At 58.8% G+C, this 19,825-nt stretch carries 21 protein-coding genes and 1 riboswitch; of the genes, 11 read left to right on the forward strand and 10 right to left on the reverse strand.

Annotated elements, in window-relative coordinates; genetic code table 11:
• Positions 1–12: 12 nt before the first annotated feature.
• Positions 13–1,965 carry a 5'-nucleotidase C-terminal domain-containing protein gene (locus PH5382_RS10170; protein WP_058334430.1) on the reverse strand — a complete coding sequence of 651 codons (1,953 nt, stop codon included), beginning with the start codon at positions 1,963–1,965 and terminating at the stop codon, positions 13–15.
• 338 nt (positions 1,966–2,303) lie between these two features.
• Here PH5382_RS10170 and nudC point away from each other — a divergent pair, with 338 nt between their 5' ends.
• The 3 genes from nudC (at position 2,304) to PH5382_RS10185 (ending at position 4,700) form a co-directional block, all read left to right on the forward strand.
• On the forward strand, positions 2,304–3,290 hold the full coding sequence (gene nudC / locus PH5382_RS10175; RefSeq protein WP_058334278.1) for an NAD(+) diphosphatase: 987 nt from the start codon (positions 2,304–2,306) through the stop codon (positions 3,288–3,290).
• A 67-nt stretch (positions 3,291–3,357) separates the two neighbouring features.
• Positions 3,358–3,825, forward strand: a complete 468-nt coding sequence (locus PH5382_RS10180; RefSeq protein WP_058334279.1) for an SRPBCC family protein — start codon at positions 3,358–3,360, stop codon at positions 3,823–3,825.
• Positions 3,826–3,942: 117 nt separating this feature from the next.
• Positions 3,943–4,185, forward strand: a riboswitch (cobalamin riboswitch).
• 104 nt (positions 4,186–4,289) lie between these two features.
• Positions 4,290–4,700, forward strand: a complete 411-nt coding sequence (locus tag PH5382_RS10185) for a hypothetical protein (protein ID WP_058334431.1) — start codon at positions 4,290–4,292, stop codon at positions 4,698–4,700.
• Between the two features lie 57 nt (positions 4,701–4,757).
• Here the strand turns inward: PH5382_RS10185 and PH5382_RS10190 are convergent, their stop codons facing one another.
• The gene (locus tag PH5382_RS10190) at positions 4,758–5,285 is read right to left on the reverse strand and encodes a protein-tyrosine phosphatase family protein (protein ID WP_058334432.1); all 528 of its coding nucleotides are present in this window, start codon (positions 5,283–5,285) and stop codon (positions 4,758–4,760) included.
• A gap of 199 nt (positions 5,286–5,484) precedes the next feature.
• Here PH5382_RS10190 and PH5382_RS10195 point away from each other — a divergent pair, with 199 nt between their 5' ends.
• Entirely contained in the window at positions 5,485–7,341 is a 1,857-nt protein-coding gene (locus tag PH5382_RS10195) for a DNA polymerase III subunit gamma/tau (RefSeq protein ID WP_058334280.1), read from the forward strand.
• Between the two features lie 128 nt (positions 7,342–7,469).
• On the opposite strand, the gene PH5382_RS10200 is transcribed toward PH5382_RS10195, so the two are convergent.
• Entirely contained in the window at positions 7,470–8,018 is a 549-nt protein-coding gene (locus PH5382_RS10200; protein ID WP_058334281.1) for a cysteine hydrolase family protein, read from the reverse strand.
• 80 nt (positions 8,019–8,098) lie between these two features.
• Between PH5382_RS10200 and PH5382_RS10205 the strand changes: the two genes are divergently transcribed.
• Together PH5382_RS10205 and PH5382_RS10210 are read left to right on the forward strand one after the other, a co-directional pair.
• Positions 8,099–9,034 (forward strand): GlxA family transcriptional regulator, encoded by a 936-nt coding sequence (locus tag PH5382_RS10205; protein WP_082645631.1) that lies wholly within the window; start codon positions 8,099–8,101, stop codon positions 9,032–9,034.
• A 74-nt stretch (positions 9,035–9,108) separates the two neighbouring features.
• Positions 9,109–9,453 (forward strand): YbaB/EbfC family nucleoid-associated protein, encoded by a 345-nt coding sequence (locus PH5382_RS10210; RefSeq protein WP_058334283.1) that lies wholly within the window; start codon positions 9,109–9,111, stop codon positions 9,451–9,453.
• 200 nt (positions 9,454–9,653) lie between these two features.
• Here PH5382_RS10210 and PH5382_RS10215 read toward each other — a convergent pair whose 3' ends face one another.
• Entirely contained in the window at positions 9,654–9,860 is a 207-nt protein-coding gene (locus PH5382_RS10215) for a cold-shock protein (protein WP_009809887.1), read from the reverse strand.
• Between the two features lie 464 nt (positions 9,861–10,324).
• On the opposite strand from PH5382_RS10215, the gene recR reads away from it, so the two are divergent.
• Positions 10,325–10,924, forward strand: coding sequence for a recombination mediator RecR (recR, locus tag PH5382_RS10220; RefSeq protein WP_058334433.1), 600 nt, complete (start codon positions 10,325–10,327; stop codon positions 10,922–10,924).
• On the opposite strand, the gene PH5382_RS10225 is transcribed toward recR, so the two are convergent.
• Positions 10,919–11,806, reverse strand: coding sequence for a LysR family transcriptional regulator (locus PH5382_RS10225; RefSeq protein WP_058334284.1), 888 nt, complete (start codon positions 11,804–11,806; stop codon positions 10,919–10,921). The two genes, recR and PH5382_RS10225, sit on opposite strands and share 6 nt — an antisense overlap.
• A gap of 96 nt (positions 11,807–11,902) precedes the next feature.
• Here PH5382_RS10225 and PH5382_RS10230 point away from each other — a divergent pair, with 96 nt between their 5' ends.
• The gene (locus PH5382_RS10230) at positions 11,903–12,328 is read left to right on the forward strand and encodes a hypothetical protein (protein ID WP_058334285.1); all 426 of its coding nucleotides are present in this window, start codon (positions 11,903–11,905) and stop codon (positions 12,326–12,328) included.
• Positions 12,329–12,422: 94 nt separating this feature from the next.
• Here PH5382_RS10230 and PH5382_RS10235 read toward each other — a convergent pair whose 3' ends face one another.
• Complete coding sequence (locus PH5382_RS10235; RefSeq protein WP_058334286.1) at positions 12,423–13,193, reverse strand: DUF1013 domain-containing protein; 771 nt, start codon at positions 13,191–13,193, stop codon at positions 12,423–12,425.
• A gap of 145 nt (positions 13,194–13,338) precedes the next feature.
• Between PH5382_RS10235 and PH5382_RS10240 the strand changes: the two genes are divergently transcribed.
• Positions 13,339–13,986 carry a ribonuclease T2 family protein gene (locus PH5382_RS10240; RefSeq protein ID WP_058334287.1) on the forward strand — a complete coding sequence of 216 codons (648 nt, stop codon included), beginning with the start codon at positions 13,339–13,341 and terminating at the stop codon, positions 13,984–13,986.
• Positions 13,987–14,101: 115 nt separating this feature from the next.
• On the opposite strand, the gene PH5382_RS10245 is transcribed toward PH5382_RS10240, so the two are convergent.
• Both PH5382_RS10245 and PH5382_RS10250 read right to left on the reverse strand, forming a co-directional pair.
• Complete coding sequence (locus PH5382_RS10245) at positions 14,102–15,091, reverse strand: NAD(P)H-quinone oxidoreductase (RefSeq protein ID WP_058334288.1); 990 nt, start codon at positions 15,089–15,091, stop codon at positions 14,102–14,104.
• Positions 15,092–15,245: 154 nt separating this feature from the next.
• The gene (locus tag PH5382_RS10250; RefSeq protein WP_058334289.1) at positions 15,246–15,956 is read right to left on the reverse strand and encodes a COQ9 family protein; all 711 of its coding nucleotides are present in this window, start codon (positions 15,954–15,956) and stop codon (positions 15,246–15,248) included.
• A 160-nt stretch (positions 15,957–16,116) separates the two neighbouring features.
• Between PH5382_RS10250 and rpsU the strand changes: the two genes are divergently transcribed.
• Entirely contained in the window at positions 16,117–16,323 is a 207-nt protein-coding gene (rpsU, locus tag PH5382_RS10255) for a 30S ribosomal protein S21 (RefSeq protein WP_008207378.1), read from the forward strand.
• 589 nt (positions 16,324–16,912) lie between these two features.
• On the opposite strand, the gene PH5382_RS10260 is transcribed toward rpsU, so the two are convergent.
• Positions 16,913–18,091 carry a cytochrome P450 gene (locus PH5382_RS10260; protein WP_058334290.1) on the reverse strand — a complete coding sequence of 393 codons (1,179 nt, stop codon included), beginning with the start codon at positions 18,089–18,091 and terminating at the stop codon, positions 16,913–16,915.
• 81 nt (positions 18,092–18,172) lie between these two features.
• On the opposite strand from PH5382_RS10260, the gene PH5382_RS10265 reads away from it, so the two are divergent.
• On the forward strand, positions 18,173–18,685 hold the full coding sequence (locus tag PH5382_RS10265; protein WP_058334291.1) for a MarR family winged helix-turn-helix transcriptional regulator: 513 nt from the start codon (positions 18,173–18,175) through the stop codon (positions 18,683–18,685).
• Positions 18,686–18,792: 107 nt separating this feature from the next.
• Here PH5382_RS10265 and ppk2 read toward each other — a convergent pair whose 3' ends face one another.
• Positions 18,793–19,710, reverse strand: a complete 918-nt coding sequence (gene ppk2 / locus PH5382_RS10270) for a polyphosphate kinase 2 (protein ID WP_058334292.1) — start codon at positions 19,708–19,710, stop codon at positions 18,793–18,795.
• Positions 19,711–19,825: the final 115 nt, after the last annotated feature.

Raw genomic sequence — 19,825 nt, forward strand, 5'->3', positions numbered from 1 at the left:
GCAGGCCAGTTTCTAAAGCTTAAGTCCCAATTTCAGAAAACCGCTAGCCGTAACACCTAGATCCTCTGCCAGTCCTTCCGGCAGCTCGTCCAGATAGGACCGTGCGGCAGGACCGATGAAAACGCAAACCCCAGCCCCGTCCAAAGCTGTCAGGTGCCAGGGATAGGCTGCCTCGGACAGAGGATCCTTTGGCAGTCGCTCGGCGACATAGTCGCGGATCGCATCACGGATTTTCAAGGATGGCAATTGCAGCCGCTCGGCGTTCTGAACCATTTTGAAATTGCCGCCGCCACTGACCCGATAACTGCTCGTCGCCACTGCAAAATGTTGATCTTTGATCACGTCATGCCCCTTGTAGCGGGCCCATTTCACACGTCGCGCCTGCGGGTTGATCAGCAGGCCGGAAGAGGAAAAGCGCGCGGGTTGCGCCAGATCGATCTCATACTCCAGGCCAAAAAGTACGTCGAAATTGTGCCCAGCGCGATCTTGATTTACCAATTCGCGGCCCTGGCTGGCCGGAGAAATCTGATTAAACAGCCCCGCCGACATCTCCAGCCAGTCCAGCAGCTCTGCGCCGCTTACAATCACCAGCCAGAGCTCATTAGGAAAGATCTGCAGATCCGCAACATTGCGCATGCACAGATCACCAGCCGCGATATCTGTATAGTTCTCCGGACCGGATCGGCCGCCAAATTTTCCGGGTGACACCGCTGAAAGCAGCGGCAAAGATCCCGCATTTGTGCCCGTCAGCATCGGTCGCAGGGCGGCCATCTGTGCTGCGGCGACCAGGGACAGTCCGCGGTCTTCGCCAAAAAAGGTGAAATAGGAATGCAAAGGTGTGCAGCTATGACCCACCGGCTCCTTCATTCTGGCCTGGGTGTCTTCATGCGCCGCCGTCAGTGCCTGCACAATTTGTGCATCTTCACTCACCACGGGTGTCAGCCGCCCCCAGGCATCCCGCCGAGAGATCGGTTTGGCGCTGGCCTGCCAGGTATCGACCTTCCAGCCATCCACCCCATGGCGCAGGTGCAAATCGATTTGCCCCAGATGCGAGCCATGCGCGCCCGGCATCACCACCGGTTTGCCAAAGGGGTGATCCGGGTTTGGCAGGATCAGGTGGGTATGGCCGCCGATCACAGCATCGATGCCCGCGGTGGCGACAATCGGGCACAGCGCATTTTCCATTTCCGGAACCACCTCCTCACCCCCCAGACCGGTATGCGCCAGCGCGACGATCAAATCGCAGCCCGCCGCCCGCAACGCCGCCACCTGCGCCGCCGCCGCCTGCAGCATATCCTGCACCTGTACCCTGCCCTGTAGCAGATGAGCATCCCAGACCATCGTCTGGGGCGGCAATACCGAAAGAATGCCGATCCGCAGCACCGGTGTCTCTGGCAGATTGCTCAGTCGCCGTTCCAGGATCGCCTGTTGCAAAAAGGGCAGGTTCCGCTCTGGGACGACCGGATGCATATTTGAGCAGACCACCGGACAGGGGGCGCTCTGCAGGACATGCTCCAGCGCCGAGAGACCAAAATTGAAGTCGTGATTGCCAAGGCCGATTGCGTCGTATTTCAGCACCGAAAACGCAGTCATCAGCGGATGGATCTGTGTACCATCGCCCCGGCTGTGGGGGGGGCAGCTGGTGGGCTGGCAAGTGTTACTCTGCTTGCCACTACTCTGCTTACTGTCGCTTTGGAGGAATTCCCGATGCAGGTTGACGAAACCTTCGCAGATCGGAGCCCCCTGCAAAGCATCTCCATTGTCCAGAAGGACCGTTGCCCCGCCTGCGGCAACCGCCTCTTGGCGGGCGCGACCGATCAGGGTGGCCACCCGCGACAGCCCCACTCCGGGGTCGGGCCGGTCCGCATAATAGTCATGACTTAGCAAATTGCTATGCAGGTCCGTCGTCGCAAGGATGCGCAACAGACCGGTTTCACCACCGTTAGAAGACCTGCGCTCCGTCATGATACCGAAGTTGCGGCTGTCACTGCCTATCCCAATCCCCTGCCTCACCCGGTCCACCATTCTGCAGACCGTCGCCCCTATGAAACAGCGTTTCACAGATTTGCAAAGCCACCAAATTCATCGAGTTTGAGAAATGTGGCAGCAATATCGACGAACTAGCGGCGACACCCACAATTTCAAGGCGACGAAATCGCAGACACCTCACTTATTTGCGGCATGCACATTTGGTCGCAGGGTTGCACTGGTCTTTCCCGGTCTGTCAGGGCATCACTTTGCCATGGGCCGAAGAATACGTGGCTCTCCCCACCCCTTGATGTGACCAGCGCGGAGACAATCAGATGAAACGGGCAGAACAGGTAACATTTGGCGGCGGCGGCGGTCTGGATCGCAGGGCTGAGCTGCGAGAAGATCCGACTGCGCTGCACGGTCTCTGGACGGCGTCTGACACGCGGGTCCTGCTGACCTGGCGCGGCAAGGTGCTTGGCCAGCGCTCTGATCCAGAGCGCCGTCCCGATGGGCTGGCCTGGATCATCAGCACGCACGCGCTGGCAGAAAAGCATCGCGAAGCAGCCCTGTTTCTGGGAACCGGCCCCGACGGCGCCGCGCTGTTTGCCTGTGACCTTGGCGCTTGGCAGCCCGACGCGCTGGACGAGATGGCACTGGCCAGTTTCGCCGATGTCAGCGAGCAGCAGCATCCGGATCTGCCTGCAGGCGACGTGTTTTGCGAATTGCGCCTGATGATGGCCCGCCTCACCCCACTGGAGGCCGAACTGGCCGCAACCGCCAAGGCTTTGCTTTCCTGGCACCAGTCGCACCAGTTCTGCGCTCGTTGTGGCAGTAGAAGCGCAGTCAGCCAGGCTGGCTGGCAACGCAAATGCCCGGATTGCAAAGCACTGCATTTCCCCCGCACCGACCCGGTTGTCATCATGCTGATCACCCATGGCGACGATGTACTGATGGGGCGCTCACCGGGCTGGCCCGAAGGGATGTATTCGCTTTTGGCAGGGTTTGTCGAACCCGGCGAAACCCTTGAGGCAGCTGTCCGCCGGGAGGTATTTGAAGAAACCGGCGTCAAGGTCGCCGAGGTCGGGTATCTGTCAAGCCAGCCCTGGCCATTTCCAATGTCGCTGATGTTTGGCTGCAGCGGCAAAGCCAGCAGTCGCGAGATCACCATCGACCCCAAAGAAATCGAAGATGCCATCTGGGTCAGCCGCCAAGACATGATGGCGGCCTTCGCCGGAGAACACCCGGTTCTGCAACCTGCCCGCAAGGGTGCCATTGCACATTTCCTGCTGGAAAACTGGCTTGCGGACACCTTGGATTAAGGAGACTATTCTAATATCAGGTTTCAGGAATATTCCCTAAGACTGACCAGAAGGCGGGCGACAAAACATGAAGCTATCCAGCAAAGAAGACGTCGATGCCCCCATCACCGAGGTGTTTGAAGCGATTTCGGATTTTGCGAGCTTTGAACGCTCTGCCATTCGTCGTGGCATCGAGGTTCAGCGCCTTGGAGATCAGACCACACCGGAGCTGGGCCTGACATGGGATGTACGGGTAAATTTTCGGGGCAAGGCCCGCCGGATGCAGCTGCAGCTCTCTGATTATGATCCTGTGACGCTGATCGGGCTGAGCGGTGAAAGCGATGGCCTCAAAGGCGACAGCCAGATCGAGCTGCTTGCGCTGTCGCCACGGCGCACACGGATAGCGGTTTCAGTGGATGTCAAACCCAAGACCCTGTCCGGTCGGCTGATCCTGCAGTCTTTCAAACTGGCCCGTAGCAAAATTGACAAACGGTTCAAATTGCGGGTCGCTGAATTTGCCAAGTTGACCGAAGACCGGTTGAAAAGCAGCGCCTGAGCACCGAAGCTGTATACTCAGCCTGAACACTGGGGCTCGTTACTGGGCCTTGCGTTACTAGGCCTTGCGTTACTAGGCCTCGTTTCCGAAAACGCATTGACGACTCATCCCCGTACCCGCTAGCGCTAGGGGGATGGTTCCCGTGACACACAATCCTGTGTGGACGGGATGAAAAGGGAACGCGGTGCGATCTGACAGGTTTGTTCAGGTCAACTCCGTGACTGCCCCCGCAACTGTAGGCGGCGAGCACCCCGGATGAACCACTGGCCAGACGCGCTCCTTTGGACGCCCCTGGCTGGGAAGGACCGGAGCTGCGACGACCCGCGAGTCAGGAGACCTGCCATCACATGGAAACTCGAAACTGGACGGGGTGTCCGGGGCGGGTGCGTGTGATGGGTCTTTTGGGAAAAGCCCTGTTACCGCCTCTCCTGATGGATACCCGGTCACCGCGCGGAGGGCGCATCATGACTAAGACCGATCAGACCCATCATTTCTCGGAAACCACCTGCAGGCATATCGGCGGCCCCTGCCCGGCGATGACGCGGATGCTGCGTGCCCTTGCAGGCGCGCTCGACAAAGCCCGCCCGGTGACCCAAGAGGACTTCGAAATCTGCGGAGAAAGCATCCTGGACGGCTGTTCCCGACAGTGTCCGGCGCGATTTTTCGCCACTCATGACCGCATCCGGGTATTTTGCGACGTGAGCGCCGAGGCCGATCGCCGAAAGCTGGATCAATTTGCCGACGCCCTGCTGTCGCCAAGATCAACAGGTTTTCCGGCCGGACAGACGGCCACCTACCCCTGCGCTCTGGGGGAAGCGCTGCCCAAGCCTGCACATAGTGCCGCCACAGCACTCCAACAGGCCCTGCCATATTAGAGGCAGGTTTGCGAAACCTCTGATGGGGCTGCTGGCAGCCCCGGATGCAGCCCCGGACTAGGGCGCCTGATCCGCCTCAGGTTCAGTCGCCCACTGCATTTGCGCCTCGGTTTCCACCGCGCAGGGCCGGACCTTGCGCAACCTGATCAGGGCTTTGGCGGGGTATTCACCCGCCTCAATCATCAACCGCAGCACCACCATGCCAGAGCGCCCACAGCCGCCTCGGCAATGGATTAGAACCCGGCCACCCCCCGCAAGGGTCTGGCGCGCCATGGCGCTGATCTCGGGCCAGCTTTGCAGCATCGTCTCTGTCGGGGCTGCAAAATCCGGCACCGGCACATGTACCCAACGGCATCCCATGCTCTGAAAGGCTTGCCCCAGATCATGGGCCCCGACCGCAACATGTTCGACTTCGGTGGTCATGGAAATCACCAGCCCCGGCTGCCAGTCATGGATATGCTCCATGTCACCGGCATAATCCCCCCCCGCTCCGGGAAGCGGACAGAGGGCGAGAATACCGTCTCCAACACAGAGAGCGTGCAAACTGAGCGAGGTCGCAGATGCCGCAGCGCTTTTTCCATCCATTCCAGATCTCTCCCAAAAGCCACGGCACACACCAGACAAGCCGGTCCAAAGATCCAGCCAAAACAAACAGCCAGAAAACGCAGCCACAAAACTCTGGCCCGACAGCCCGTCGCGGGTCAACAGCTGTGGACGAACCCCGCCCGCCCGCGTAGTTTGCTCCGGTGCGATCCTGCATCTTTCGAATCCGGCAAGAGACATCATGAACGACAGCACAAGCGACACCAGCCAGACCGCCTATCAAGTCCTGGCGCGCAAATACCGCCCCGAGACATTTACCGATCTCGTTGGCCAGGATGCCATGGTGCGCACGCTGAAAAACGCGTTTGAAACCAATCGCATCGCTCAAGCCTTCATCATGACCGGCATTCGCGGCACCGGCAAAACCACAACCGCGCGGATCATCGCCAAAGGGATGAACTGTATCGGCCCTGACGGCCAGGGGCAGCCCACCACCGAGCCCTGCGGCACATGCGAACATTGCACCGCGATCATGGAAGGCCGCCACGTCGATGTCATGGAAATGGATGCCGCCAGCCGTACCGGTGTGGGCGATATTCGCGAAATCATCGATTCGGTGCAGTACCGTGCCGCCTCGGCTCGCTACAAGATCTACATCATCGATGAGGTGCACATGCTCTCCACCAGTGCGTTCAACGCGCTGTTGAAAACACTGGAAGAGCCACCGGCCCACGTCAAATTCATCTTTGCCACCACCGAAATTCGCAAGGTTCCCGTCACCGTCCTGTCGCGCTGTCAGCGCTTTGATCTGCGCCGGATTGAGCCCGAAGTGATGATCGCGCTGATGCGCAAGATCGCTGGCGCCGAAGGGGCTGAGATCAACGAAGACGCGCTGGCGCTGATCACCCGCGCCGCCGAAGGCTCAGCCCGCGATGCCACCTCCCTTCTGGATCAGGCCATCTCCCACGGCGCCGGTGAAACCACAGCAGATCAGGTCCGGGCCATGCTGGGGCTGGCCGACCGGGGCCGCGTTCTGGACCTGATGGATATGATCCTGCGCGGTGATGCGGCGGCAGCATTAACCGAACTTGGCGCGCAATATGCCGAAGGCGCTGATCCGCTGGCCGTTCTGCGCGATCTGGCCGAGATCACCCATTGGGTTTCGGTGGTCAAAATCACGCCTGATGCCGCCGATGACCCCACCATCAGCCCGGATGAACGCGCCCGCGGCCAGAAAATGGCCGAAGCCCTGCCGATGCGGGTGCTGACACGCATGTGGCAGATGCTGCTGAAAGCGCTGGAAGAGGTTGCCGCCGCACCAAATGCGATGATGGCGGCTGAGATGGCGGTGATCCGCCTGACCCACGTGGCCGACTTGCCCAGCCCCGAAGAATTGATCCGCAAACTGCAGGACACACCACCCCCCACTGGTGGTCCCGGTGGCGCCCCCATGGGGGGCGGAGGCTATGGCGCCGGGCCGACTGGTCAAGGTGGTCAGGGTGGTCAGGGCGCGATGCAGACTATGGGCGGCGGAGCTGGGCCCGGAGCGCCCATGGCATCCGGCGCACCCGGCGCATCCGGTGGCGCAGCTTACGGTGCACCAGTTGCGCAGGGCGGCAGTGGCACCTCGGCGGCACTGGCACCCGAGACGGTTCAGGCCCTGGCACGCTATCCCACTTTTGAACATGTGGTCGATTTCATCCGCCTCAAACGTGACGGGTTGCTGCTGGAATATGTGAAAACCTATCTGCGCCTTGTGGCCTATCAGCCGGGTCGGATCACCATCCAGCCTACCCAGGACGCGCCAAAAGATCTGGCCGCGCGATTGGGGCAGCAGCTGCAGAACTGGACCCAGGCCCGCTGGATCATCTCGCTTGAAAACGAAGGCGGTGGCGAAACCATCACCGAGCGGGAAAATGCCGCCGAAAACGCCCTGCGCGCCAAGGCCTCGGAACATCCGCTGGTGCAGGCTGTGCTGGAAAGTTTTCCCAAGGCCAAGATCACCCGCATCCGCACCGCCGAAGAACTGGCCGCCGAAGTCGAGGCCGAGGCGCTGCCAGAGGTCGAAGACGAATGGGATCCCTTTGAAGAAGAGTGACCTTGCTGTAGCTGCCGTTTTGGACAAGAAATAGCCAATCCAGACACGGGGTACCCAGGCCACGAAAGAATAGCTTCAGGCCCAGCCCTGCTGTCAAAGCAGAGCTGGGCCTGTCTTTATCTGAAATCTCAGGCTTTCAGAATCTCGGCTGTCGCAACCACATTGGCGTAGCCCATGGCCAGCGGTGCCATGAAGGCCGCATGCACCTGCTCGGCACTGATCTCAACCCCACCAAACGACATCGCCCGCGCGGCACAGGCATCTTCGGCCACTGTCACCTCAAAGCCAAAGTCACGGGCAGCCCGTGTGGTGGCATCAACGCACATCTGGCTCATGGCACCACAGATGATAACCGCTTCAATCCCCGCCCCCTGCAAAAGCTCAAGCAGGCCAGTGTCGAGAAAACTATTGGGGCGCGCTTTGGTCAGAACCACTTCGCCTGTGGTCGGCGCAACAGCATCGTGAATCTCGGCCCCGGTGCTGCCGGGTCGAAAAAACGGCGCTTCAGCCGTGGGATTTTCATGGCGGATATGCACCACCATCTGGCCGCCCCCCCGCGCGCCGGCAAGCAGGGAAGCCGCATTCAGTGCCGCCTGATCCATCTGGTGCAGCTCCCATTCTCCGCCCGGAAAGTAGTCATTCTGAATATCCACCAGCAGCAATGCAGTCTTGCTCATCTTGAGCCTCCTTTTGGTATCGATGACAGTGTGATGCCAGTTCTTGACCGCAATACAAATTGGCGTGTACGACAATAATTATGCAGAAACTGCCAAACCTCTCTCTCGCGCTTGTTGACTATCCCGGCGTGCAGAAATCTGCACTCTGGGGGCTGGCCGATCTGTTTTCCCTGATCCCACGCCTAGCCTGCGACGTTTCCGGGCCGCAGATCACCCTGGTGAGTGCCGAAAACCTGCCCAACACGAATTTCACGGCTTTTGTTTTTCCACCCTCTTTGGAACAGGACCGTGGCACCGCCCAAGACAGGCTTGCCCTATGGGCCAAGGATCAACACAGCGCTGGGGCGCTGGCCTGCTCGGTCTGTGCCGGCGCTTTTTGGCTTGGGGCTGCTGGCCTGTTGCAAGGCCGCCCTGCCACCACCCACTGGGCACTGGAACAGGAGTTTCAAACGCATTTTCCGCAGGTGGACCTAAAGGCCGAAGAAATCCTGATCGACGATCACGACGTTATCACCGCAGGCGGGTTGATGGCTTGGCTGGACCTGGGATTGCACCTCTCCGGGCGTTGGTACGGGCCAAGCATTGTCTCCAAGTTGTCACGGCATCTACTGGTCGACCCTGCAGGGCGGGCACAGCGGCACTATTCCAGTTTTCGGCCCAATCGCGCTCATGGCAACAGCGGCATTCTTAGCGCCCAGCGCCACATGGAACAGCATCTTGCCAAGCCTCTGGTCAGTGCCGATCTGGCAAAGATTGCGAGGATGAGCCTGCGCAGTTTCACCCGTCATTTTGATCGCGCCACCGGCTATACTCCGGCCGCTTACCTGCAAAGCCTGCGTATTGAGAAGGCCCGCAACCGACTGGAGCAAAGCAACGCCACAGTGGCTGAGATCTCCTTTGCGGTCGGCTACACTGATCTGCCTGCGTTTTCACGCGCGTTCAAATCTGTCACTGGCCTGACCCCCGGCGCCTATCGCGACCGGTTTCGCACCTCCCCCCAACAACACAAGGCCTAGAGCCGGTGCTGCCCCTTGTGCAGACAGGCCTTGCTTCGTATTTAGGGACCAACAGAACTTTTAGGAGAGATCCAATGCTCAAAGGCCTCGGTGGTCTTGGCGATATGGCCAAGATGATGAAATCGGCACAGGAACTGCAGACCAAAATGGCAGAGATGCAGGAAGAGTTGCACAATGTCATGGTCACCGGCGAAGCAGGGGCCGGCCTGGTCAAGGCAACGGCCTCGGCCAAAGGCGAGCTCAAGGGGCTCGACATTGATCCTTCGATCTTTTCCGGCGACGACAAGGAAGTTGTAGAGGACCTGATTCTGGCGGCGATCAAGGATGCCCAGGCCAAGGCTACCGAAAAGGCGCAGGAAGAGATGACCCGTCTCACCGAGAGCATGGGCCTGCCCAAGGACATCAAACTGCCCTTCTAAACTGGCGTTCTAAACTGCATAGACGCGCAGATCGGATCAAAGGCGGCTCTTCGGGGTCGCCTTTTTCATTTGCCCATTTCAGACACAAGGTCAGGCAAATTTCTGGCTGCAAAATACAGGATGGAAAGACTGGCTGAAAAATGAAAAACGCGGCCCCTGTTGCCAGGGACCGCGCTTAAAAACCTTTGAACCGAAGTGGCTTATGCCAGCTCGAGGTTCACAGCGGACTCACGACCGTCACGGCCGGGTTCGATGTCGAAGGTCACTTTTTGGTTGTCGGCCAGACCGGTCAGACCGGAACGCTCAACAGCAGAAATGTGAACAAATACATCTTTGCTGCCGCCGTCGGGTGCAATGAAGCCGAAGCCTTTGGTTGAGTTAAACCATTTTACGGTGCCTGAAGCCATATCCGTAGTCTCCTAAAAAATTGCTGCCCGCGTTGGTGCGGCAGCCCGGCGTGGTAGGTCTGGATCGAAAGACTGAACACCGGTAACGGAAGACAGCTGGCCGAAAAAGAAAAACGTTAGCGCCCCCTATATGCGAGGTGACGCGCCTGTTTTCAAGGGGCAATCCACAAACCCCGAAATCGGCGAACAGACGATGCACAAAAGCACCGCCCACCAAAATGGGCACCGCCATCAATGTTGTGGCCAGGCGAATAGCGCTACCGCGCCAATGGCTATACTCAGCGCTAGGATACCAAGACAGCGTTTGCATGGCCGGGCCAGTTTGAACAAGAGGGCAGGTATAAAACAGGGCGCTGGGGAAAAGGATGGCTCTTGCCACTCCCTGCCCCCTTGGGCCTATATGCACAGGCACCGCAGATTGGCACTGCAGACTGGCGCCGCAGATTGGCGCAAAGGACCAGATCATGACCGACGACAGCACCAGCGACATTGAACACCTGATTGCTCTGATGGCAAAACTGCCGGGCATGGGGCCGCGCTCTGCCCGACGGGCGGTGCTGCATCTCATCCGCAAGCGCGCACTGCTGCTGACACCACTGGCGGATTGTATGAGCGAGGTGGCAGCCACCGCACGCGAGTGCCTGAACTGCGGCAATGTCGGCACCAGCGACATCTGTGGTATCTGCACCGACGAGCGCCGCGCCAATGGCGAAATCTGTGTCGTCGAGACGGTTTCAGATCTTTGGGCGATGGAGCGGGCTGCGGTTTTCAAAGGGCGCTATCATGTGCTGGGCGGCACCCTGTCAGCGTTGGATGCAGTCGGCCCCGAGGATCTGCACATCCCGCGACTGGTTGACCGGGTCGCCAGCGAGTCCGTGCAGGAGGTAATTCTCGCCCTGAATGCCACCATCGACGGCCAGACCACCGCCCATTACATCGCCGATCAGCTCGAAAGTCAGGTCCGACTGACCTCGCTGGCGCAGGGCGTCCCGATTGGCGGCGAGCTGGACTATCTGGATGATGGCACCATCACCGCAGCCCTCAGGGCCCGCAAGCCCCTATGACGCATCTGGCTGTTGCGGCAATGCCGATATCAGCGCCTGCACCAGATCTTGAGCCAGACCATGGGCATGGGCGCTTTTGCGCACAGCCACTCCGATCTGGCGCTGAGGGGTCTGACCAGCCAGCCTGACAAACTTTATTCCAGTCACCCCGGCAACATGGTCTTTTGGCACCAGTGCGATACCCACACCCGCCCGTACCAAATCCAGTACCTGATGATCATGCACCGCGTCCGCCACCGGGGCAAACCGTTCGCGAACTTCCAGTTCTGCCTGATCGGCCCGTCCTGCCTGCTCAGCCATATTTCTCAGAAACAGGTCCGCATTGGGACAATAGGGCCGACCAATCAGTGGTTCCTGCGTTAGCCTCTCAGGAAAGATCTCCTCCTGCAGAGCAAAGGCGTGCTGCTGCGGAACAGCCAGCCCATAGGTTTCGCGCCTTGTTGGAAAAAAGCGGAAACGCGGCGGCAGGCATTCTTCCGAAACAAAGGCGATATCAGACTGATCAGCGGCATCGCAAAACTGCAAGGACAGATCCCACCTCGCTCGCTGCAGGGCCTGCAGAGCGGCCGCATAAGGCGCCAACAGAATATCGGGCTGACAAAAGATGCGCAGAACCTCAGGGGCCTTTTGCAGCATGCGCCCTTCGATCCGGTCCAACTGTGCCAGCACTGGTGCCAGCTGAACATACAGTTCCTGCCCCTTGCGGGTTGGTTTCAGCCCCTGGCGGCTGCGCTCGAACAAGCGCCCGTCGTAGCGCGCCTCCAGTTTCAGGATCGCCGCCGAAACAGAGGGCTGGGTGACACCAAGCGCCTCTGCGGCGCGGGTGAAGGATCCCACCTCAAAGGCGGTCAGGAAATATCGCAAGGTCTGTGCATCATACATAAGCAGTACCTATGCATGATATAGGCAGCATAGGAATATTAAATATCAAAACAACAGCGCATTCTGGCCGCACATCACATCGCAGAAAGGTCAAAGATGTTTGATTCCGTGCCCGAAACCACCCAAATCGCCATCAGGCGTGTGCTGGAGAAATTCATCGCAGGCGACGCCAGCCTGTTTGATGACATCTCACCCGAAATAAACTTCCGCATCGAACACTACAGAGACGAGACTGACGTTTCCTGGCAGGCGGCGACCTCTCTCAACGCCCTGGTCGAGGTCATTTCCCGTCTTGGGGTCGAGGTCTTTCCCAAAGGGACCGCAGCGATTGGGATCGACAGTCTTGCGCTGGGAAACAACTGGCACCTCACCCGGTTTGAACAGCAGTTCTTTTACGCCGTGCGCCAGAACATGTGCCAAAGCGTGACCTTTATCCTGTCGCATGAAGAAGACGCAAAGCTCGACTTTTTCCGCGAGATTGTCACGACCGTGGACGATGTCGTGGAGGATCCGGCCCAATAGTCGCCCTTTTCAGGAGGCCCTGTGCAGAAACGAAAAGCCCCGGCGCTGACGCGCCGGGGCTTTGTTCAAATCACTGTCTCAAAAAACTGCGAGATCAGAAACGGGGATCATCACCGTTGTCTTCATCCTCATCGTCCTCTGTCGCGTCGGGAAGGTTGAAGAAGCTGTCAGCATCGACAACCGGCTCATGGGCTGGGCGTTCGTCGTGGCCACCACCCAGGGTAAAGCTCTCCAGACCTTCGATCGCCGAGGGAATCTTGGGCTCACTATCCATGCCCAGAGACTGCTCGGTCGAGACCAGTTTACGGCGCTCATCATCGCTCATGACACCGCCTTCGGCGGCTTTTTTGGCGGCAGCCTTCTGAACAATCGAATCAAGCTCGGACTGTTTACACAGGCCCAGTGCAACCGGATCGATCGGCTGCATGTTCGAGATGTTCCAGTGGGTGCGCTCGCGGATCGACTGGATGGTTGGCTTTGTGGTGCCGACCAGTTTGGCGATCTGACCATCCGACAATTCAGGGTGGAATTTCACCAGCCAGAGGATCGAGTTGGGGCGATCCTGTCGTTTGGACAGCGGCGTGTAACGCGGGCCACGGCGCTTTTCCTCACCTGCGGCGGCTGCGTTGAACTTCAACTTCAGCTTGTACAGCGGGCTGGCTTCGGCCTGATCGATCTCTTCCTGGGTCAGCTGATTGTTGGCAACCGGGTCAAAGCCTTTGACACCGGTGGCCACATCGCCATCCGCAATGCCCTGAATTTCCAGCTCGTGCATGCCGACGAAATCCGCGATCTGCTTGAAGCTGATCGTTGTATTGTCCACCAGCCACACGGCGGTCGCTTTGGCCATCAATGGTTTTGCCATGTGTTCATCTCCTAAACTGCGTCCGGCCCCGAAATACAACTTTCCCGTCGCCTGAATTAGGCTGCCCCGGTGATTTGGGGTCGGTTTCCATTGTCGGGGAACTTCAGTCCTATATAGTCGCGCTGTTTTCATAAGGAAAGAGGCGATGCGCAGGTTCTTGTTCGCAGCTATTTTGGCTTTTGTCGGATTTTCCACCTCTGCCCTCTGGGCGGATGGCGAGAAAGCCGGGGAGTTTGACTATTACGTTCTGGCGCTCAGCTGGTCGCCCAACTGGTGCGAGATCGAAGGCGATGCCAAAGGGTCGGATCAATGCCATCCACGCCATGACCACGGCTGGACGCTGCATGGGCTTTGGCCACAGTTCCATCGTGGCTGGCCCAGCTATTGCAACACCCCCGAGGCCCCACCCCGGCGCAGTGAAACCGCTGAAATGGCTGATATCATGGGATCTCCTGGTCTCGCGTGGCATCAATGGAAGAAACACGGCACCTGTACCGGCCTGAGTGCAGCGCGCTATCTTGATCTGTCCCGCAGCACCTATGAAAGCGTCAACCGACCAAAGATCTTTCGCAAGTTGCAGCGCCCTGTGACCTTGCCCGCCACATTGGTGGAACAGGCGTTTTTGCAAGCCAACCCGAATTTTGAAAAAGACAGCGTGACGGTGATCTGCCGTGATCATCATATCCAGGAGGTGCGTCTGTGCCTGTCCAAAGACATGCAGCCCGTGCCCTGCGGGCGGGACGTGATCAGGGACTGCACCCTCAAAGATGCCCATTTCACGCCAGTGAGGTGAAGAATCAATCGTCAGTTAGGCGCGCAGCCCTCTGGCAGCCCTGATCTGTGGCGCGGCCCTTTCACAAGGACGCGCCACAGTCTTTTATAAAATCGCTTGCGCGACCTGCCTAGCCTCAGTCGCCTGCAACACGCAGAACGATCTTGCCGATATGGCCCGAGCTTTCCATCCGGGCGTGCGCCGCAGCGGCCTCTTCCAGCGCGAATTCGCTGTCCATCACCGGCGCAAGCTTGCCTGCCTCAATCAGCGGCCAGACCACCTCAAACAGATCCTGCGCGATGCGCGCCTTGGCCAGATCGCTTTGCGGGCGCAGGGTTGATCCTGTCACCGTCAGGCGGCGCGCCATGATCTGAGCAAAGTTGAGCTCGGACTTTGGGCCCGACAGAAAAGCGATGTGAACCATCCGCCCATCATCCGCGAGAGTCTTGATATTGCGCGGAATATAGTCACCCCCCACCATGTCGAGGATCAGATCTGCACCGCCTTCGGCGCGTAGCACCTCGACAAAATCCTCGGTCCGGTAGTTGATCGCGCGTTCAGCGCCGAGATCGAGACAGGCCTGGCATTTCTCATCCGAGCCGGCAGTTGTAAAAACCCGCGCGCCCAGCGCTGATGCCAGCTGGATTGCTGTTGTGCCAATCCCGGACGAGCCACCATGCACCAAGAACCGTTCACCAGCCTGAAGCCCGCCACGGGTGAAAACATTGGACCAGACGGTAAAGCAGGTTTCCGGCAGGCAAGCCGCCTGTTTCAGGCTCATCCCATCGGGGATCGGCAGGCAATGGGTCGCAGGCGTTGCGACGAATTCGGCATAGCCGCCGCCCGGCAGCAAGGCACAGACGCGATCGCCGAGCTCAAGCCCCACGACACCAGCGCCGACGGCAACAACCTCTCCCGAAGCCTCCAGCCCGGGCAGATCACTGGCACCGGGGGGCGGATTATAGGCCCCGGCCCGCTGCAATGCATCGGGTCGGTTGACCCCGGCATAGGCCACCTTGAGCACCACCTGCCCATGGGACGCTTGTGGCACCGGGCGCTGTGTCAGGGTCAGAACCTCGGGACCACCGGGTTTGGAGATTTCAATAGCACGCATCATATCGCTCATGCAGGAGATCCTTCTCTAGCTGATCAGATTTATCTGTCAGCGCTGAACATAATTGTTTGGGCGCAACTTTGATCTGTCTTGCCACTAAAGCCCAGCAGGAATTGAGCGGTCAGACGCGAGGTGCGTTGCTATGCCGTGCCGTCAGATCCAGATATCAACCGTTGCGGTGTCGCCCCGGCAGATCATCACGTTCTGCGGGGCGCTTGATCTGGCTTGATAGCCATTCCGGACCTGCCAGCAGTGGTTTCAGCAAAGGATTCTTGCGCAGGCCTGCCTTTACCTTTTCGAACTGCATCACATTGTCGATGCGTCGGTCCAGGAACTCCCAGGTGGCCTGATGACCCGGGCTGTCATCCCCCAGCCAGTACAAGACGGTCGAAGAATAGACTCCCGACAAAGTGGCGCGCTTGCTGTACCAGTTCAGATCGTCTGATGTGTCACCCAGCGCCGTCCAGATGGCGTCACAGGTGCCCCAGATCGCCTTGACCCCTTCGGCTGCATGTTGTGGCATGGCAAAAAGGGTCACGCCGCGGCGCACCGCCTCCTTGTCCTCGGAAGCCTCGAGCCGGAACCGGACCATGGCGGCGATCTTGTCGCGAAACCGCAGGCCAGAGAGGTCTTCATCGGCCAGGCGCGCCAGCATCATCTGATCACCCCGCCGGTGATAGGCCAGCGCCAGGTCGGTGGCGCCACGCGGACACAGAGCCCGCGCCAGTGTCGGTTCCAATCCGCTTTCGCTGACGGCGGCCTCAAAGGTCGCCTCTGACCAACCATCAAAGACTACATGCATCAAAGCTGCATCCAGCAGCAGATCGACCGGATCGACCGCTGCCGTCTGCTGTGCCTGCTGGTCCTGACTGTTCATCTGCTGTCTCCCGGTAAGAATATGAAACGGCTGCGCCATCATTGCCAATATGGGCCTATGCCCCCAGATATCACAGTACTGGACAAGGTCGAGAGCCTTTGCTATATGGCGGCTTCCTGCAAATCCTTGCAACTCTATCTAGAAAGGTGGTGAAAACCACATGCAGGTTAGTGTTCGTGACAACAATGTCGATCAGGCGCTCCGCGCTCTGAAGAAAAAGCTGCAGCGTGAAGGCGTCTTCCGCGAAATGAAGCTCAAGCAACATTTCGAGAAACCGTCCGAGAAAAAAGCGCGCGAGAAAGCTGAAGCGATTCGTCGTGCCCGTAAACTGGCGCGTAAAAAAGCACAGCGCGAAGGTATGCTCTAAGCTCCTTTGTTCCGCCTTTTTGGCTTCCAGTCTTTATCTGGACACAAGTTGATGACCCCCGCGCCATGGCTCGGGGGTTTGTCATTTTTCAGGCTCCGTTTTCGTCCTGGGCCTCGTGTTTGCGGCCTCGTTTTTGCGCCACATTCCTGCTCTGACTTGCAGCTCCGCTCCCCTGCCATACTCCTGTCATCACTTCAAAGTCCGCCTTACGACCCTGGGCGCAGGAAGAATTCCGCCGTCAAAAACCCGGCTCATAGGCGAAAAATCACCGAAGACTAAACTTTAACGTGCATTCCTCCACCGGACTCGTCTAGGTTGATCCTATTGGGCGATACCTCAGGGTTTCCCCGCCCATGTTCCTGCAGCCGGACCTGGAACACCCGGCTCTTCCCCGGGGTGGCATAGCGTCCCCCCCAAGTTGTCGTGACGCGCGCCTTAACCCCCTGCGCTCAAGGCTACTGCCACCTCGGGGCCTTATTTTTCGTCCGCTGGCTTCCCTGTGATCCACTCCCCTTGCCATTCACCTCCCGTCACTCCGACTTCAGATCCCGGGTTCCACATCCGATCAGGACTGCGGTCAGGAAAACGACTAGGCCTGCCATGCAACGGGCACCGAAAGTGGCCCGCGAAATGCCCAGCCCCCCAACTGAACTGGCCCAGTCAGGCGTAGATCAGAGACCCGGTCAAACAGCAGTGGCAAGGCCACCTCAGCGATCAGCGCTTTGGATATCCAGGCCCCGGCGCAGAAATGCGGACCAGCCCCAAAAGAAATCGCGGCGCGATTGTCCTGCTGCAGATCAAACTGGTCAGGATGCGCAAAAACACGTTCATCCCGATTGCCGGACCCGAACATCAAAAACACCCTGTCTCCGGGATGCAAAGCCACTCCATGCAGCTCATGGGGCTGCGCCACCTGGCGCGGTGACATACCAATCGGTGACATCCAGCGGGCAAATTCCTCAAAGGCCTGCAACCAGCTGGCGTGCCCAGACTGAACCAGAGCAAGCTGCTCCGGGTGGCCCAAAAGCGCCCAAGCGGTTCCGGCAATCGCATCCCGCGGCTCGTTCTGCCCACCAGAAATCGCCAGTTTTACATTCGCCCGCAATTGCGTCTGCGACAGCCCGGCGCGATGCTGTACGGCAATCAGCGAAACATCCTCTGGATCCAACGGTTCAGCCAGTTTCCGGGTGATAAACGCATCGATCATCGCGGTGCTGACGTTGCATCTGCGCTCCACCTCCGGGTCGCCTGCGTAGTTTGCACAGCCGTCGATCATATCTTGGCTGGCCCGGTCCATCTCCACCGCCGTCATATCGCTGAGCCCGGTCACCAGTTTCAGCGCCTCGGCGGAAACCGGCATGGCGTAGTCTCGCACCAGGTCGCAATGCCCACGGGGAGCCAATTCTGAAAGGATCTCATTCGTTGCCGCGCGAAACTGCGCCAGCCAGCGGTTTTTGACCGTCTTTGGCGACACGGTGGGAAAAATCACCCGGCGCTCTGCCATATGCGCGTCTCCATCTTTGCGCATCATGTTTTCGCCCATCAGACGGGTCATCAACCCCTCCGGCTGCGCCGAAGAAAACACCTCAATTCGTTTTTCCTCACGAAAGATATCGTCTCGTCTGGTGATCAGATAGGCCTGCAATTGCGGGACATAGACAACTGGCGCCAGGGCGCGCATTGCTGCAAGGTCCGGATAGGGGTCGCGCCAGAACCGTTCAAGATCAATATCATAAGCTGTACCAGATGGGGCTGTTCCGGATGGCATGTCGATCTCCGCACCTATGCATCAAGACCAGTGGAGGCTACGCGTGTTGATCTGTCAACAACATTCACTTACCCTAGCTTCATGACAGATACCCCCGACCTTCCCGACAGTCTTTTTCTGGTGTCACCTGATGGCAGCCCTCAGGCGCCTGCGGCCCCCACCCTTAGTTACAACCGCAGTCCAGTGGTGCTGGTCACCTTTGCCGGCAATCGCCTCACCCGTGAGGCCACACGCGCCTATCAGGCGGAGTTTGGTATCGGGGTGATGGATTGGCGGATGCTGGTTCTGTTGACTCGCGAGCCCGGCGCTTCGGTTGGCCAGGCCGCCCGCGTGACCGGAATTGACAAGGCCGCTGTCAGCCGCTCTCTGCAACGGCTCCAAACAGCGGGGCTCGCGACATCAGAGGCCCTGGGCGGCGACGAGCGGCGCAAATCCTGGCAGCTCACCGATGCGGGTCACGCCCTGCATGCCAAACTGCTGCCGCGTGCACTGGAACGCCAAAGGGATCTGCTTGAGGGGTTTTCTCAACGCGAGGTCCAGGAATTCACCGCTTACCTGCAGCGTTTCCTGAACAATATCGAAAGCTCTGAATAGTACACAACCGCGCTGAGCCGCAGGCTCAGCGCCGGGCCCAACAGCCCGCGGTCTTCGTCAGAAGGCCGCATGGTTGGCGGGAGCCTCCCCTTCTGCCCTTTCTTGGATCAGTATATTTTGGGCACATAGAGCTCATCAGGTAGCACCCGGCGCTCATAATCCGGGTTATATTCGCGATCCGGCAAAGACACTTTGTCACTGCCGGTTTCCTGATAAGGGATCTTGCTCAGCAAATGCTCAATGCAGTTCAGCCGCTCGCGTTTTTTGTCGTTGCCTTCAACGATATACCAAGGGGCTTCAGGGATATTCGTACGCTCAAACATCTCTTCTTTGGCTTTGGTATACTGCTCCCAGCGAATACGGCTTTCCAGATCCATTGGTGACAGTTTCCATTGCTTCATTGGATCATGGATTCGCATCATGAATCGCAGCTGCTGCTCCTCATCCGTGATTGAGAACCAATATTTCAGCACAATGGTGTTTGACCGCACCAGCATCCTTTCGAATTCTGGCACATCGCGGAAAAAATTCTCCACCTGGTCGTCATCGGCAAAGCCCATAACCCGTTCGACCCCGGCCCGGTTGTACCAGGAGCGGTCAAACAGCACGATTTCACCCGCTGAGGGCAGATAGGGCACGTAACGCTGGAAATACCACTGGCTTTGCTCGCGCCGACTTGGTGCAGGCAGGGCCACCACCCGGGCAACCCGGGGGTTCAGGCGCTGGGTGATCCGCTTGATCACGCCACCTTTACCGGCACTGTCGCGCCCTTCCATGATCACCAGGACCTTGGCGCCCGTTTCCACCACCCAGTCCTGCAGTTTGATCAATTCAGCCTGCAGGCGAAGCAGGTTGCGAAAATAGACCTGACGGTCCAGCATCTCCGGGTGCTGTTCGCGATAGATCTTGCGCAACTCCATCGACAGCATCGGTTCGGCAAATTCAATCTCGATATCCTCGTCCAGCGTGTCCTGAAGCTCGGCTTCAAGCCAATCAAAGGAGTCGGGATGGGTATCGCTGGTCACAGGGGCATTCCTTCATCAATATTCAGTCGTTCTGGATCTCACTATCAGGCCAGTATATCAGGCCGGTGTAATCCTTTAATGTCACTTTCAGGACTGTCACTTTCAGGCGTATCGC

Source organism: Phaeobacter sp. CECT 5382 (assembly GCF_001457775.1).
Taxonomy (GTDB): domain Bacteria; phylum Pseudomonadota; class Alphaproteobacteria; order Rhodobacterales; family Rhodobacteraceae; genus Pseudophaeobacter.

Coding starts and splice junctions, on each gene's coding strand:
- PH5382_RS10230 (WP_058334285.1), top strand. CDS start 11,903: ATGTTTGATTCCGTGCCCGAAACCACCCAAATCGCCATCAGGCGTGTG.
- rpsU (WP_008207378.1), top strand. CDS start 16,117: ATGCAGGTTAGTGTTCGTGACAACAATGTCGATCAGGCGCTCCGCGCT.
- PH5382_RS10195 (WP_058334280.1), top strand. CDS start 5,485: ATGAACGACAGCACAAGCGACACCAGCCAGACCGCCTATCAAGTCCTG.
- PH5382_RS10205 (WP_082645631.1), top strand. CDS start 8,099: ATGCAGAAACTGCCAAACCTCTCTCTCGCGCTTGTTGACTATCCCGGC.
- PH5382_RS10180 (WP_058334279.1), top strand. CDS start 3,358: ATGAAGCTATCCAGCAAAGAAGACGTCGATGCCCCCATCACCGAGGTG.
- PH5382_RS10250 (WP_058334289.1), bottom strand. CDS start 15,956: ATGAACAGTCAGGACCAGCAGGCACAGCAGACGGCAGCGGTCGATCCG.
- PH5382_RS10265 (WP_058334291.1), top strand. CDS start 18,173: ATGACAGATACCCCCGACCTTCCCGACAGTCTTTTTCTGGTGTCACCT.
- PH5382_RS10240 (WP_058334287.1), top strand. CDS start 13,339: ATGCGCAGGTTCTTGTTCGCAGCTATTTTGGCTTTTGTCGGATTTTCC.
- PH5382_RS10215 (WP_009809887.1), bottom strand. CDS start 9,860: ATGGCTTCAGGCACCGTAAAATGGTTTAACTCAACCAAAGGCTTCGGC.
- nudC (WP_058334278.1), top strand. CDS start 2,304: ATGAAACGGGCAGAACAGGTAACATTTGGCGGCGGCGGCGGTCTGGAT.
- PH5382_RS10225 (WP_058334284.1), bottom strand. CDS start 11,806: ATGTATGATGCACAGACCTTGCGATATTTCCTGACCGCCTTTGAGGTG.
- PH5382_RS10200 (WP_058334281.1), bottom strand. CDS start 8,018: ATGAGCAAGACTGCATTGCTGCTGGTGGATATTCAGAATGACTACTTT.
- recR (WP_058334433.1), top strand. CDS start 10,325: ATGACCGACGACAGCACCAGCGACATTGAACACCTGATTGCTCTGATG.
- PH5382_RS10245 (WP_058334288.1), bottom strand. CDS start 15,091: ATGAGCGATATGATGCGTGCTATTGAAATCTCCAAACCCGGTGGTCCC.
- PH5382_RS10235 (WP_058334286.1), bottom strand. CDS start 13,193: ATGGCAAAACCATTGATGGCCAAAGCGACCGCCGTGTGGCTGGTGGAC.
- PH5382_RS10260 (WP_058334290.1), bottom strand. CDS start 18,091: ATGCCATCCGGAACAGCCCCATCTGGTACAGCTTATGATATTGATCTT.
- PH5382_RS10210 (WP_058334283.1), top strand. CDS start 9,109: ATGCTCAAAGGCCTCGGTGGTCTTGGCGATATGGCCAAGATGATGAAA.
- PH5382_RS10185 (WP_058334431.1), top strand. CDS start 4,290: ATGACTAAGACCGATCAGACCCATCATTTCTCGGAAACCACCTGCAGG.
- PH5382_RS10190 (WP_058334432.1), bottom strand. CDS start 5,285: ATGGATGGAAAAAGCGCTGCGGCATCTGCGACCTCGCTCAGTTTGCAC.
- PH5382_RS10170 (WP_058334430.1), bottom strand. CDS start 1,965: ATGACGGAGCGCAGGTCTTCTAACGGTGGTGAAACCGGTCTGTTGCGC.